This window comes from Nocardia sp. NBC_01499 (assembly GCF_045040275.1).
Lineage (GTDB): Bacteria > Actinomycetota > Actinomycetes > Mycobacteriales > Mycobacteriaceae > Nocardia.
The window spans coordinates 5,583,889-5,598,172 of the sequence record NZ_CP109426.1 but is presented as its reverse complement, the minus strand read 5'-3'; the positions used below and the strand labels follow the sequence as shown (position 1 = coordinate 5,598,172).

The window sequence follows — 14,284 nt, the reverse complement described above, 5'->3', positions numbered from 1 at the left end:
CAACTCACCGCACCGGGGGCAGGGTCCGTTCGTTCGGATCAACACCCGGCGGCATATGCGCGCCGTTGTTCGGCACATCGGGTCGCGGTGCGTTCGCCGCGCCACGGATTTCGGTACCAGGAGGCGGATTCTCGCAGTAGTTCCACTTGGGAACCGTGCCGTCCTGGATGACTTCGTTGCGGATCATCGGCGTGTTGTACGTGCAGTACGGGCGCGGCCAGAGGTCGATGATCGCGTGGAATTCGCCGTCGTGCGCGGGCACCCCGAGCGCGGACGCGCCGACCGCGAGCGACGGGAACAGCGCGCGCAACGCGGGCAGGCGCAGCTGCGCGGCCTTGGTCATCGCCGCGAAGTTGGTCGCCAGGCTGGTGATCGGATCGCTGGTCTTGTCGAGCACCGCGCCGAGGCTGCTCAGCTGGCCTGGCGCCTTCTCGAGAATGCCCTGCAGTTCGGCATTGGCGTTGTTGAACTGACTGAACAGCTGGCCGGAATTGCGGGTCAGCGTGCCGAGATCGGGCTGGGCGTTGGAGGTCGTGTCGGCGATGGTGCGCAGGTTGGCGATCAGGTTCGTGGTCTGCGGCAGCAGACTGTCGAACCCGGCCATGGCCAGGCTGATGCCGTTGACCATGCCGCGCAACTGATCGGGGCCGCCGCTGAGCGCGATGTCGAGCTCGTGCAGGATGACGCCGAACTTATCCGGATCGACCTGTGCGATCAGTGCGCTGGAGTTGTCGAGGACCGACCAGATCGGGGTCGGCGTCTTGATCTTGTCCGCGTCGTATTTGATCACCGCGCCGTTGCCGAGGTACGGCGCCTGGTCGCTGGCCGGGCGGAAGTCGATGTACTGCTCGCCAGCGCCGGAAAGCGCCTGCACCGAGATCGCGGTGTCGACCGGGATCTTGTACTTGCTCTCGATCTCGGCCGCCGCGGCGATGGCCTGCCCGCGATCGGTCAGCTTGATCGAGGTCACCTTGCCGACCCGGTAGCCGCGCAGGGTCACATCGTTGCCTGGCTGCAGCCCGCCAGAGCGGTCCAGGTTCACCGTGACGGTGTAGCTGGACTTCAGCGGATTCACCCGCATGATGCTGATCATCAGGTAGGTGGCGCCGATCAGGAACACCAGCACCAGGCCGATGCTCGACAGCACCAGCTTGTGCTGCATCAGTTTCGCCATCATCGCTGGCCCCCCTGCACTCGGTTCTGCACGATCTGCAGCACCTGGATCAGGCTGCCCGCGAGGTCCTGGAAATCGCGCAGATCCTGGAACCCGCCGTATTGCGGATCGCTCAGCGCGCTCAGATCGAGGTTGGTCGCGGTGGCGTAGACGGCGAAGCTCTTGCCGCGGAAGGTGGCGTCGACCTTGGGCCGGATCACCTTCAACCGATCGAGCAGGATGCCGAAGTTGTCGCCGGTGTTGGCCAGCGCGTCCATCAGCTTGTGGGTGTTGTCGAGCAGGCTGCCCAGCTGCTGGCCGGAGGTATTGGAATAGTCACCGAGCGCGGCGCTGGTGGTCGACACCTTCGTCAGCAAATCACCGATGGCCCTGTTGTTCTCGGCGATGGCGCCGATCATCTGCGGCAACGTATCGGCCACCTGACCGAGCTCGCCGCGGCGGGCCTCGATGGTGTTGGCCAGCGCGCTGAACTCGTTCAGCACACCATCGACCTTCTTGCTGTTGTCGTTCAAACTGCCGACCACACCGGTCATTTCGGTGATCAGATGCGAAAGCTGCCCGCCTCGACCGCCGACGATCGAGTCCAGCTCCGAGGTCAGCTTGCTCAGACTCGCCACCCCACCACCGTTGAACAGCATCGAGATCGAAATCAGCAGCTGCTCGACGGTCGCACCCGCCGAGGTCTTGTCCAGCCCCAGGGTGTCGCCGTTGTGCAGCATGTTCGCGCCCGGTTGGGTCTTGGGCTTGGACACCGCGACGAACACGTCACCGAGCGGGGTGGCCTGGCGCAGCTCGGCGGTGCTGCCGTCGGGCAGGTCGATGTCCTTGCTGATGGTCAGATCCACGACCGCCTGGAAGTTCTTGGTCTTGATGTTGGAGACCACCCCGACATCGGAACCACCGATCTTCACCTTCGCCTGATCCGGCAGGTTCAACGCGTTCTCGAAAACCGCGTGCACGGTATAGGTGTCACCGGAAACACCCGGCTTGGGCAGCGGCAGTTTGTCCACCGTGAGACCGCAGCCCGAGGTGATGCCAACGCCAGCCACCGCCGCGACGGCGATCAGCGCGCGGCGTGCCTTGATCGTCATTCGGTACGTCATTTCGTCAGTCCGAGCAGCGCCGCGGTGAGACCGTAGTCGGGTCCGAAGTCCTGCATGTTTCCGGTTCGGCAACCGTCTGGCTTCAGCTGGATGCGCTCGCAGAACAGGCTCACCTGTTCGCCGCTCAGTGCCGTGCCGATGAGCGCGCTCAGCCGGACGTAGCCTTTCTCGCGGTTCATGATGTTGTCGACGTTCTGGAAGACCATCGGCGCCACGTCGACGATTTCGGTGATGCCGTAAGCGTTTTGCCGCAGCTGGCTGGTGACGTTGGTCAGTCCGGCCAGGCTGCCGGCCAGCTGATCCTGATACTGCACGAGCGTGGTGCTGGTGTTGGCGAGGAAGTCGTTGATCTGATTCAGCGTCGCCTCCAGCCCGGGGGCCTGATCGGCGAGTAGGCCGGTCATCTGGGTCATCCGGTTGCTGAAGTCGCGCACCGATTGATCGTTGTCGGCCAGCATCGTGGTCAGCTCGTTGAGCTTGATGATGATGTTGGACACCGCGTCCTTGTTGTCGACGCCGACCTTCAGCGCGCCGGACAGCGCGTTGAGGGTGTCGCGCATCTTCGCGCCGTTGCCGTTCATCATCGGGTACAGCACCCGGCCGGAGAGCGGGCCGATGCCTTCGCTGCCCGGTTCCGGCTTGAGCGCGGCGGCGAACTGATCGATGGTCTTGATCATCGTATCGAGTTCGACCGGCGTCTTGGTCTTGCCGAGCGGCAGGTGCGCGCCGTCGGCCATGGTGTCGCCCTTGGTGTATACGGGGGTGAGTTCGACATGCCGATCGGTGACGATGGATGGCGAGATGATCGCGGCCATCGCGTCTTTCGGAATCTTCACGCTCTTGTCGATCGACATGTGCACCTCGACGAAGGTGCCCTTCGGCACGATCTTCTCGACCTTGCCGACATCGAGCCCGAGCACGGTGATCGGGTTGCCCTCGAAGATGCCCGCGATGTTCTCGAAGTCGGCGGTGACCTGAATCGTCTGGCCGAGTGCGTCGTTCACCGAACTCGGCACCAGCGAGCAACTGCCGACGGCCAGCGCGGCGGCACTGACCACGAGCATCTTGGCGATGGTCCGGACGTTGACAACGTTGCGGAAGGTCATCCCTGGCACCCCTCTAGAGCCTGAGCGAAGCACAGCCAGTTGTCGGGGAAGATCCATGGCAGCCCGACGCTGCCGTACGGTCCGTTGCCGCCCCACGAGTTCGCCAGGTAACGCACCGTTGGCGGCATCAGCGACAGCAGTCGGTCCAGGTTGTCCTTGTTCTTCTGCAAGCCCTCCGACATCGTGTTCAGCTGCTGGATGGTCGGGCCGAGCTGGTTGTTGTTCTGCGCGCCGATCTGCTGCAGCTGCTTGGTCAGCGACGCGACATTGTCGAGCAGCTGGCGCAGCAGACCCTGGCGTTCCATCACCCGGTTCGCGATGGCCTCACCCTGGGTGATCACCAACAGCACGCTGTTGCGGTTGTCGCCGAGGATCTGGGTGACCCGGTCGAGATCCTTGAGCAGGCTGTCGACCTCGGTCTTGCGGCTGTCCATCACCTTGGCCAGCGCGCCGACGCTGTCCAGCGCCTGCGCCATCAGCTGGGGGGAATCGCCCATCTGCTGGTTGATCAGGTTCAGCGAGTCGGACAGCTTCTTGGTGTCGAGTGCCTCGAACTTCGGCGTGCCCTCCTGCACCACGTCGGCCAGGTTGTACGGAACCGCGGTGTTGGACACCGGGATTCGGCCACCCTTCAGGCCGGAGCCGTCGCCGGGGTCGAGATCGACGTACCTGGCGCCGAGCAGCGTGGCCATCTTGATCGAGGCGTGCGCGTCCGGGCCGAGCTTCACGCCGTTGTTGACGCTCAACGACAGCAGTACGTGGTCGCCCTCCAGCTTCGCTCCGTCCACCCGGCCGCTGGTCACGCCCGCGACGTTGACCCGGTCACCGACCTTGATCCCGGCGGCCTGCACGAACTCGGCCTGCACCGTCTGCTCGCCGACGCCGACCAGCTTGACCAAGCTGGACGCGAGCAGCAGCACCACGATGAGGGCACCGCCGAGGATGCCGAGCCAGAAGTAGCGATTGGCGGCGAAACGTGTCTTCAACTTCGTCATCATGGGCGGCACACCGCCGAGTGCGAAGTGCCACCGATCTGCGAGAACAGCCCGCGCGGGAACAGCACGCCGTAGAGCGAGACGTCCAAGCCGCAGAGATAGGCGTTGGCGTAACCGCCCTCCGAGGTGTGCCTGCCCGCGGCGGAAAGGATGTTGGGCAGGTCGATCGCGGCCTGATCCAGCTTGGCGCCGTTGGCGAGCAGCAGGGTCAGCGCGGCACTGGTGGAGTTCTGGGCGGTCTGCAGCTTCGGCTGGATGTTGCCGACCATGTCGACCAGCGAGCTGGTCGCGTCGGCGATCTTCACCGTCGAGGTCTGCAGCGACTGGCCCTGCTCGTACAACCCGCCGATCAAGGCCCGGGTCTGGGTCACCAGGGTCTCCAATTCATCACCTCGTTTGGCCAACCCCGCCATCACACCGGAGAGGTTGGAGATCACATCGGACAGGATCGCATCCCGGCGCTGGAAGTCGGTGGCCAGCTGCGCGGCCTGAACGATGAACGCGCTCAACGAGACTCCATCACCCTGCAACGCCTGGATGAAGGTTTCCGAAAGGCGGTTCACCTGCTCGGGCTGCAACGCCTGGAACAGCGGCTGAAAACCGTTGAGCAGGCCCGAAACGTCGAACGACGGCTCGGTCCGGTCCAGCGGGATCGACCCGTTGTTCTTCAGCTGCACCGGGTTGGACGACTTGCCCGGTGCCAAGGCCACGTACCGCTGGCCGATCAGATTCTGGTAGCGGACAAGGGCTTTGGTGTCATCGAAGAGGTTCTGATCCCGCTCGACGATGAAAGTCACCTTGGCGACTTGCTTTTTCGATTTCGCGTCGCGTTCCAGCCCGATCTTCTCGATCTTGCCGACCCGAACACCAGCCATCCGGACGTCGTCGCCCTCGTGCAGACCGAGCACGTCGGAGAATGTCGCCGAATAGGTGTTGGTGTCACCATTCACGATGCGCGCCAACGTATTCCAGACGAGCACCGTGACGAGAATCGAAACGATCGCGAAAATGCCGAAGCCGATCAGCGGTTTACGAATACTCATGACGCCACCTCGCCAGCGCTCGGTTCCGGCACGCGCATCGCACGCTGGCACATGATTCGCTCGCCGCGCTCACTCATTGGCCACCCCGGTTATCGGCCACGTGCATGGTCCCGCCCTTCAGAATCGAGCTCAGCAGCAGATATTCGGCGGTCGTCGGCTGGCGACCGAGCAACTTGGTGATTGCCGCGTCACCCTGGTACGAGATCTCGCCCGCGGACGGAGTGCCCGCCGGTGCGGCGGCCGGTGCCACCGGAGCCGGGGGCGGAGCGGGCGCGGGGGCCGGTGGTTGACCGAGACCGGGCAGCATCGGGAACAGGCCCTCGAGCGGGGTGCCGGCGAACGGACGCGGCGCACTCGGCGCCGCGCTCTCGGCGGGCCGCGCGTCCGGCATGGTGACGCCGGGAATCATCGGCAGACCCGGCATCGGCACCACCGGCGGCAGACCGGCCGCCGAGTCGAGCGCCCTCGGCTTCAGCTTGTCCGGCAGCGGCGGCAGCTCGTTCACCGAGGGTGCGGTGGCACAGCTCGGTCCGGCCAGATCGCCGTAGCGCGGGCAGTCGGCCACCGTGTACGGCTTGTACGGGGTGAGCGTGATGCCCGCGTTCCAGACCTGCTGCTTCTGCGGACCCCAGGTGAAGGTGGTGTCCATCCTGCGGGTCGTCTCGCTGAAATTCAGGATCGTCTTGGTGATCGCGTCGGGGTCGGCGGCCACCGCGCCGAACATGTCGCTCGTGCCCTCGGTGACCTGCTTGCCCACGTCGCCGTTGCGGGCGAACAGGTCGTTCACGGTGTCGACCGTGCTACTCGTCCCGGTGATCAGGGCGACCAGCTCGCTGCGCCGATCGGCGATGGTCCGCGCGGTCTGCACCGAGGTGCCGAGCACGTCGAGCAGTTCCGGCGAGGATTCGTTGAGCGCGTGGAACGAGCTGGAGAAGTCGCCGAGCAGCACGCCGAGGTTCGGGATCGCGTCGTCCACCGACTGCAGCCAGTGATCGAACCGCTCGACGGTCGAGCCGGGCATCCGGCCGCTGCCGTCCAGCGCCTGGGACAGCGTGCCGAGTACGCGACCGAATTCCACCGGATCGATCCGGTCGAGGATGTTGCGCACCGTGGTGAGCGTGTCCTGCAGCGCGAGCGTGCCTTTGCTTCGATCTTCCTCGATGACCGAGCCCTCGTGCAGGTACTGATCCGCTGGCCCATTGAAGACCAGCTCGACCGAGGTGACGGCGAACAGGTTGCTCGGCACCACCCTGGCGGTGACGTTGGCCGGCACGCCCTTGGCGAACTCCGGCTTCACCTCGATCTGTACCTTCTGCAGCTCGCCCTTGGCCGCGACCTCGACGCTCTTCACGGCGCCGACCAGCACGCCGCGGAACTTGACGTCGGCCTGCGAGGGCAGCCCGTCACCGGTGGTGGTGAGGTTCGCGGTGACGTTCACCTTCTGCACGAAGTAGCCCTGGTAGCGCAGCGTCAGGAAGCCGAGCACCAGCGCGAGCACGATCAGGCCCGCCAGGCCAGCGACAAGCAGCTGACGCATCGTGGGTCCACGCCCACTGGGATCGATGATCATCTGGTGCTACCCCGAGATCCTGATGCCGGGGTTGATGCCCCAGATCGCCAATGTCATGAACAGGTTCGCGAAAACGACCGCGATGATGCAGACCTTGATCGCCCGGCCGGCCGCGACGCCGACGCCCTCCGGTCCGCCGGAGGCGAAGAAACCGTAGTAGCACTGGATGAAGGTGGTGATCGCGACGAACAGGATCGCCTTGAGCAGCGAGTAGATCACGTCCGTCGGCACCAGGAATTGGTAGAAGTAGTGCTGGTAGGTGCCGCTCGCGGTGCCGCCGATCAGCTGCACGGTCAGCGAGCAGGAGATGTAGGCCATGGCGAGGCCGAGGCAGTACAGCGGGATGATGGCGACCATCGCCGCGAACATCCTGGTGCTGATCAGGTAGGGCAGCGGCCGGATCGCGATGGACTCCAGCGCGTCGATCTCCTCCGAGATGCGCATGGCGCCGAGCTGCGCGGTGAACCGGCAGCCTGCCTGCGCGGCGAAGGCGATGGTCGCGAGCAGCGGGCCGAGTTCGCGCGTGGTGGCGAAGGCGGAGATGGCGCCGGTGATCGGACTCAGGCCGAGCAGGTTCAGCGAGTTGTAGCCCTGGATGCCGACGGTCATCCCGCCGAACGCGCTGAGGATGACGACGACGCCGATGGTGCCGCCGCCGACGACCAGGTTCCCGTTGCCCCAGCTGACGTCGGAGAGCAGCCGCCACACTTCCTTGGGATAGTGCTTGAGCGCCAACGGGATCGAGCCGATCGAGCGCAGCAGGAAGAACACCTGGTGCCCGAGCTTGGCCAGCAGATCGACCGGCGCGTTCGCGGTTTTGCGGAGCTGCCGTAACGGACGAAGCAGCGGGGGAACATATGTCGACGACACTCAGACCACCTGTGACGGGAACAGTGCGTTGTACACCTGGGTGATGACGAGATTCACGCCGAACAACATGATGGCGGAACTCACCACCGCGGAATTCACCGCGTTGGCCACGCCGCCGGGGCCACCGCGGGCGTTCAATCCGTTGTCGCAGGCGATGATTGCGGCGAGTAGCCCGAAAATCAGCGATTTGACCAGTGCGACAAAGAGATCGGTGGTCACCGCGAACGACGAGAACGTGCCGATGTAGGAACCCGGCGTGCCGTTCTGCGCGAAAATGTTGAAGATGTAACCGGTCAGGAAGCCGACGAAAACGACGAAGCCACAGAGCAACACACTGACGAGCATCGCCGCGCCGAGCCGGGGGGCGACCAGCCTGCGCATCGGATCGACGCCCATCACCTTCATGGCGTCGATCTCTTCGCGGATGGTGCGCGAGCCGAGATCAGCGCACACCGCGGAGCCGACGGCGCCCGCGATCATCAGCGAGGTGACGAGGGGAGCGCCCTGCTGGATGATGCCGAGGCCGTTGGCCGCGCCGATGAAGGAGGTCGCGCCGACCTGGCCTGCGATCGAGCCGACCTGGATCGAGACGATGACACCGATCGGGACGGCGACCAGTAGGGTCGGTGCTGCCGAGACGCTGGCCATGAAGGCGCACTGGCGAATGAACTCGTTGAAGGGGAAGCGGCGCCGGAAGATCGCGATGAACAGTTCGGCGACCGCCGCGATCCCCATGGTGATCTGGCGGCCGAAGGTCTCCAGCGAAGCCTTCGGATGGTCTGCCCAGTAACCCTTGGTCCAATCGACCGCATCACTCATCCGTGATCCTGTTGGAGGACTCTTGGTCGACTGCACTGGCTAACCCCTCTCGACGCCGGTTGGCTGCCCCGACGACTTGTTTGCTTGACGCACCTTACTACGTAGTAAGCCAGAACACACCACCCTCCTGTGATTGCAGTCATAGACCTCCGTCACTGCGGTGTAAACGCTATGACGCAGGCCACCGACATTGGGTCAGCGCCCAAAAAGGAGGGTGGTTCTCCTGGAACAAGTTACAGGTCAACCGGACGAATCGGCAGCCCACACATGATCATCGCGCTAATTTATTCGGAAAGAATTCATTCAAAATCGCATTTGTTTCCGGAACCGAACAGAACGGGCTGTACTACTGTTCGAGTACAAACTCGAACTTGGTATCGTCGCTTTCTATAGCTTGTCGCTATTATTAACAATAAGAGACATAATGGTCCCAATGTCGAAAAAGGGGTTAAGGCTCGCCCGCCATGGACACCCCGTAGTAGATGACGCGCCCGGGCCCGAATACTGACACGATGGGTGCGACAGATTGATATCGTGCGGGCTTCCGACGTCTGGAGGGACATGTTCAGCAAACTCGCCAAGGTGGCCAACGCCGCCTTCGCCGTAGCCCTCGGTGCGGCGCTACTCGGGACGGGCGCGGGGGCCGCTCAGGCCGATCCGGGCCCGCCGGTTGTCGGCGGCGGTTCCGGCATCATCATCGACAACCAATTCGAGTGCACCGTCACCACCGTCGGCCACGACAACGCGGGGCGCCTGGTCGGCCTGACCGCGGGCCACTGCGGTGATCCCGGCGCGGAGGTGTTCGCTGAGGCCAACCGCGGCGCCGGCGTGATCGGCCGGTTCGTCTACTCCAACCATGATCTCGACTACGCCGTCATCCAGTTCGAGCCGGGCAAGATCGTCCCGGTGAACCGGGTCGGCAATGTCAGCATCACCGGCCTCGGCGCGCCGGCGTCGTTCCCGAACATCGTGTGCAAAGAAGGCCGCACCACCGGCAACACCTGCGGTATCAGCTGGGGCGACGTCTTCGGGTCGAACATGGAGACCTGGAGCCAGATGTGCGTCGTTGAAGGCGATTCCGGTGCGCCGGTCGTGATCGGGACGACCCTCGTCGGCATGGTGAACGCCTACCTCGCCATGGCCTGCTTCGGCCCCGAGGTCGGCACCAACATGAGTTCGATCATGGATGACATCAACGCCCGCGGCAGCGTGGGCGCGGGTTATATGCCCATTTAGTACGTCTCGACCAGACCCGAGAAGTGGGCGGGCGCCCCCGGTTGACCGAACCGGCCGCGCCCGCTCATTTTTCGTTGTGTACCGGGGCGATCGCCGGACCGGCCACCGCGCACTGCGGCATGCAGTCGACGCTGTCCAAGCTGGCTGGGCGGCGCGGCTGGCGCAGCAGTGCGGCCGCGAGCACCGCACCGGCCAGCAGCAGGCCGACGCAGATCCACATGGCGGTGCCGAAGCCATGGTTGAAGGCGGCCGGATCGCCGAGGGCGCCGGAGATTCCGGCCAGACCGGGCAGCGCGGCGACGGCGAGCAGCTGCGCGGTCCGCGCGACGGCATTGTTCACCCCGGACGCGATACCAGCCTCGCTGGACGGCACCGCGCCGAGCACGGCACCGGTCAGCGGGGCGACCAGCGCGGCGAGGCCGAAGCCGAAGACGAGCACGCCGGGCAGCACGTCGGTGAAATAGGCGGTGTCCGGACCGATCCGAAGCAGCAGCACCAGCCCGCCCGCGGCGAGCAGCGGGCCGACCGTCATCGGAATGCGCGGGCCGTGCACCTGCGCCCAGCGTCCGGCGGGCGCCGAGAGCACCAGCATGATCAGCGTGATCGGTACCGTCGCCACGCCCGACATCAACGGTGAATATCCGGCCACCAACTGCAATTCCAGAATCAGCAGGAAGAAGACGCCGCCGAGTGCCGCGTAGACCGCGAGGGTGACCAGGTTGGCCGCGGTGAATACCCGCGAGGCGAACAGCACCGGCGGCACCAGCGGATGGTCGCTGCGCAGCTCGATCACCACAAACGCGGCGAGCAGCAGCACACCCGCCACGATCAGCACCGGCATGGTCTCGATCAAGCCGAAGGTCAGCGCGCCGAGCGCGAGCGCGACCACCAGTGCGCCTGGCACGTCGAGCTGTGTCTTGGCATTCGGATCATGGCTCTCCGGCACGTGTTTCAGCGCGACGAGCACCACGACGAGGGTGAGCGGCACATTGATGAAGAAGATCGAGCGCCACCCGGCCAGCTCGATCAGCCAGCCGCCGAGGAACGGCCCGAACGCGCCGGCCACCCCGCCGAAGCCGGACCACAGGCCGATCGCCGCGCCCTGATCGCGCCGATCGATGGACGAGGAGATCAGCGCGAGACTGCCCGGCGTCAGCATGGCACCGGCCACGCCCTGCAGGATGCGCGCGAACACGAGCATCTCGATACTCAGCGCGGCCCCGCACAGCACCGAGGCAAGCGCGAAACCGATGGTGCCCCAGACGAACACCTTGCGCCTGCCGAGACGGTCGCCAAGCGAGCCGCCGAGCAGGATGAACGAGGCCAGCGTCAGCGTGTACCCGTTCAACGTCCACTGCAGCCCGGCCACATCGGTGTGCAGCGACTCGCCGATGCGGGGCAGCGCGATGTTGACGACGGTGGCGTCGAGCGAGGCCACCGACGAGCCGAGGATGGTGGCCAGCAGAATCCACCGACCGGTGGCCGATTTCAGCCGGGGCAGATCAGTCGTACTCACCGACCCAATTTAGCTGCCGGACTTCGTATTGACGGGAGTTCCGCGCTGGGCGGAAAGTGTCAGATCTCCTGGACGCAGACGACGAAGTGGCGCTGTTCGTAGACGTATCCGGTGCCGCTGCCGCAGACGCTGACATCGTCGGCGCTCTCCACCCGTTTGACCACCTTGACGCCCTTCACCGGCGACGCACCGGTGCAGTCGATCCGCTTGGGATCGTCCCCACCGACGTCCATGCAGCCGCCGACCACCCAGTCGATGTCGAGGCAGTACGCGCCCTGCTCGATGCCGTTGAGGGTCTCGGCGTAGTAGTTGTCGGCATCGCCGACGCACTGCGTGCTCTTGGGCGCCTTGCCGATCACCTTGTAGTTCGCCGCGCGGCTGCCGCAGGACGCCTTCGTGATCGTGGCGTTCGCGGTGGTACCGCCGAGGGTGACGCAATCGCCCTCATTGGCCTGGAAGTCGGTGTTGCCGCCCTTGCTGCTGGTCGGCGCCGGCTTGCCGGTGGTCGGCCGGCCCGCCGACGGCTTGGGTGTGTTGGTGATCGAGACGGCGTTGATGGTGCCGTTGTCCACCGCGGGCTGCGCGTGGCCGCTGACGCTGGAGCTACAGCCGACTACGGAGAGGGCGGCCACCGCGACGAACGTCGCAAACACGACACGACCCCAGGTCAGTTGACCAGACACGTAACAGTCCTCCCGAGCTGTAACGCTCCGAACTCACGCCCCCGTAAGAATCCGAAGTAAACAAAACTTAGCTGTGCTTGAAATACACGCCATGCATACACCATGGCACGCGCACACGTCGACTCGACCGTGGAATCCAGGTTCCAGCAACCCATCTGAGTACAGTGGGGTTTCAGAGCTGGAGAGGAGTTGCCCGTGAAGCTGATCAGCGTGATCGTCTGCTCGGCCGCCGCGGTTATCACCTCTCTCGCGCTACCGGCCGTGGCCTCAGCTACCGATGTGCATTGCACGTCGCAAAACGGGACCGACATCACGGTCATCGACGGGCGCACCGCGTGCCGTGCCGCGTCCGACCTGCTCGGCCAGGCGAAATCGCTCGGCATCGACGGTGTCGGCTATGCCAACGCCACCGCGGGGGCCAAGGCGGTCGGCATCGGCGTGCGTGGTGGCGTCGGTGCCAGCGACGGGGCGGGCGGGATGCCGATCGCGATCGGCATCGGTCAGGACGCCATCGCCATGAGTTCCATTGACAGCGACGCGGTTTCGGCGAGTCCAGCGGCGCCGATCGTCGCGGTGTCGGTCGCGCTGGACGGGTCACGGGCCGGTGCGCAGACCACCGAACGCACCGTGGTGTGCCTCGGCGCCGGGGCTTTCGCCTGGAATTCGCGAACCGGCGACGCCTGCCTCAGCACGCCCTTCGGCCGCTGGCAGACCCCGGTGCACCAGCTACCCTGAGGGACGCACCGTGATCGGTGGTGCGGCCTCGCGCATTCGCGCTCGCAAGCGCTCCGAGGAGGTGAGACCTCATGGTTTCGGCAATGGCGGCGGGCGGCTTCGACGCCGCCGACCCGGCGAATGGCAAGCTCGCCGCGCCCAAAGAGATGCTGGTCGACCCACGGTTCATCCGCTTGGCCGACCAATTCTTCGGCATGTTCACCCAACCGAATCGCGGCGGCGGCGCGTTGGCCGTCTATCTCGACGGCAAACCGGTCGTCGACATCTGGGGCGGCTGGGCCGGTAAGGATCGGCGCTGGAACGGCGACACCGTCGCGCTGACCTTCTCCACCGGCAAGGGCGTCGCCTCCACCGTGCTGCACCGGCTGGCCGAACGCGGCCTCATCGACTACGACGCGCCGGTCGCCAGGTACTGGCCCGAATTCGCCGCGCACGGCAAGGACGACATCACCGTGCGCGATGTGCTCTCGCACCGCGCCGGACTGCATCGAGTACGCGGCCTTGTCCCCGGCCGCGAGGGCATCCTCGACTACGACGCGGTGATCAAGGCGCTGGCCGACAGCCCGCCTGACCCGCGCCGCATCCGCACCTCCGGCTATCACGCGATCACCTTCGGCTGGCTGGTCGCCGAGATCGTGCAGCGGGTGACCGGCGACCCGTTCACCGACGTGCTGCGCAGGGAGATCGCCGAGCCGCTCGGCCTCGACGAATTCTGGTTCCGGGTACCGGAATCCCAGCGCTACCGGATCGCCAAGATCTTCCCGCACCTCGCCCCGCCGGGTATCCGCTGGAACACCGCCTCGTCGGTGCTGTCCTGGGTGCGCCCGATTCGCGGGCTTGCCGAGGCGGGGATGCCGGAGAGCTTCGATGAGCTGGTCCGCGACCCACGGGTGCACGACGCGGTGATGCCCGGTTGGAATGGCGTCTTCTCGGCGCGCGCGCTGGCCAGTATGTATGGGGCGCTGGCCAACGACGGGCGCGTCTTCGTGGACCGGCGCGGTGAATTCGTGCGGTTGCTGCGGCCGGAGACGATCGAGACCATCAACCAGGTGCAGCCCGCGGAGAGCCGCGACTATGTGCTCGGGCTGCCGCTGCGTTTCACCCTCGGGTATCACCGCCCGGTGCTGATGTCCAAGCAGCAGCCGCGAAAGGCGTTCGGCCACTACGGCGTCGGCGGGTCCGGTGCCTACGCCGATCCGGAGTTGGGCATGTCGATCGCGTTCGTCACCAATCGGCTCGGCAACGCGGTGACCGCGCTCGGTGACGCCCGGCTGGCCCGGTTGGCGGCGACCGCGCGAAATACGGTGCGGCGCGCCAAGCCAGCGGTGGTCGTCGACGAGACAGACTCCTAGCCTCTGTGGAGGCGCCGGATGGGACTTCGACACAGGACCTAGCCCTGCGTCGAACCCACGGTGCGGTCAGTTCGTAGTTGTA

13 protein-coding genes are annotated in these 14,284 nt (G+C 65.5%); 3 read left to right on the top strand and 10 right to left on the bottom strand.

Annotated features, from left to right (window positions below; genetic code table 11):
- Positions 1-4 precede the first annotated feature (4 nt).
- From OG203_RS25470 to OG203_RS25435, 8 genes are all read right to left on the bottom strand, one after another.
- Positions 5-1,177 (bottom strand): MlaD family protein, encoded by a 1,173-nt coding sequence (locus OG203_RS25470; protein ID WP_405159782.1) that lies wholly within the window; start codon positions 1,175-1,177, stop codon positions 5-7.
- Positions 1,174-2,265, bottom strand: coding sequence for an MCE family protein (locus tag OG203_RS25465; RefSeq protein ID WP_405159781.1), 1,092 nt, complete (start codon positions 2,263-2,265; stop codon positions 1,174-1,176). Before OG203_RS25465 ends, OG203_RS25470 begins: the two co-directional genes overlap by 4 nt.
- A gap of 8 nt (positions 2,266-2,273) precedes the next feature.
- On the bottom strand, positions 2,274-3,383 hold the full coding sequence (locus OG203_RS25460; RefSeq protein ID WP_405159780.1) for an MCE family protein: 1,110 nt from the start codon (positions 3,381-3,383) through the stop codon (positions 2,274-2,276).
- Positions 3,380-4,378: an MCE family protein gene (locus OG203_RS25455; RefSeq protein WP_405168003.1), complete on the bottom strand. Its 999-nt coding sequence runs from the start codon at positions 4,376-4,378 to the stop codon at positions 3,380-3,382. The genes OG203_RS25460 and OG203_RS25455 overlap by 4 nt, the downstream gene beginning before the upstream one ends.
- Positions 4,378-5,421, bottom strand: coding sequence for an MCE family protein (locus OG203_RS25450; protein WP_405159779.1), 1,044 nt, complete (start codon positions 5,419-5,421; stop codon positions 4,378-4,380). The genes OG203_RS25455 and OG203_RS25450 overlap by 1 nt, the downstream gene beginning before the upstream one ends.
- Positions 5,422-5,494: 73 nt before the next feature.
- Positions 5,495-6,991 (bottom strand): MlaD family protein, encoded by a 1,497-nt coding sequence (locus OG203_RS25445; RefSeq protein WP_405159778.1) that lies wholly within the window; start codon positions 6,989-6,991, stop codon positions 5,495-5,497.
- Between the two features lie 6 nt (positions 6,992-6,997).
- Entirely contained in the window at positions 6,998-7,861 is an 864-nt protein-coding gene (locus tag OG203_RS25440) for an ABC transporter permease (RefSeq protein WP_405159777.1), read from the bottom strand.
- Positions 7,862-8,680, bottom strand: coding sequence for an MlaE family ABC transporter permease (locus OG203_RS25435; protein ID WP_378722349.1), 819 nt, complete (start codon positions 8,678-8,680; stop codon positions 7,862-7,864).
- A 561-nt stretch (positions 8,681-9,241) separates the two neighbouring features.
- Between OG203_RS25435 and OG203_RS25430 the strand changes: the two genes are divergently transcribed.
- Positions 9,242-9,916 carry a serine protease gene (locus OG203_RS25430; protein WP_405159776.1) on the top strand — a complete coding sequence of 225 codons (675 nt, stop codon included), beginning with the start codon at positions 9,242-9,244 and terminating at the stop codon, positions 9,914-9,916.
- A gap of 64 nt (positions 9,917-9,980) precedes the next feature.
- Here the strand turns inward: OG203_RS25430 and OG203_RS25425 are convergent, their stop codons facing one another.
- Both OG203_RS25425 and OG203_RS25420 read right to left on the bottom strand, forming a co-directional pair.
- Complete coding sequence (locus OG203_RS25425) at positions 9,981-11,432, bottom strand: MFS transporter (protein WP_405159775.1); 1,452 nt, start codon at positions 11,430-11,432, stop codon at positions 9,981-9,983.
- Positions 11,433-11,491: 59 nt separating this feature from the next.
- Positions 11,492-12,115, bottom strand: coding sequence for a hypothetical protein (locus OG203_RS25420; RefSeq protein WP_405159774.1), 624 nt, complete (start codon positions 12,113-12,115; stop codon positions 11,492-11,494).
- A gap of 195 nt (positions 12,116-12,310) precedes the next feature.
- Here OG203_RS25420 and OG203_RS25415 point away from each other — a divergent pair, with 195 nt between their 5' ends.
- Together OG203_RS25415 and OG203_RS25410 are read left to right on the top strand one after the other, a co-directional pair.
- Entirely contained in the window at positions 12,311-12,850 is a 540-nt protein-coding gene (locus tag OG203_RS25415) for a DUF6764 family protein (RefSeq protein WP_405159773.1), read from the top strand.
- A gap of 83 nt (positions 12,851-12,933) precedes the next feature.
- Positions 12,934-14,202: a serine hydrolase domain-containing protein gene (locus tag OG203_RS25410; RefSeq protein WP_405168002.1), complete on the top strand. Its 1,269-nt coding sequence runs from the start codon at positions 12,934-12,936 to the stop codon at positions 14,200-14,202.
- Positions 14,203-14,284: the final 82 nt, after the last annotated feature.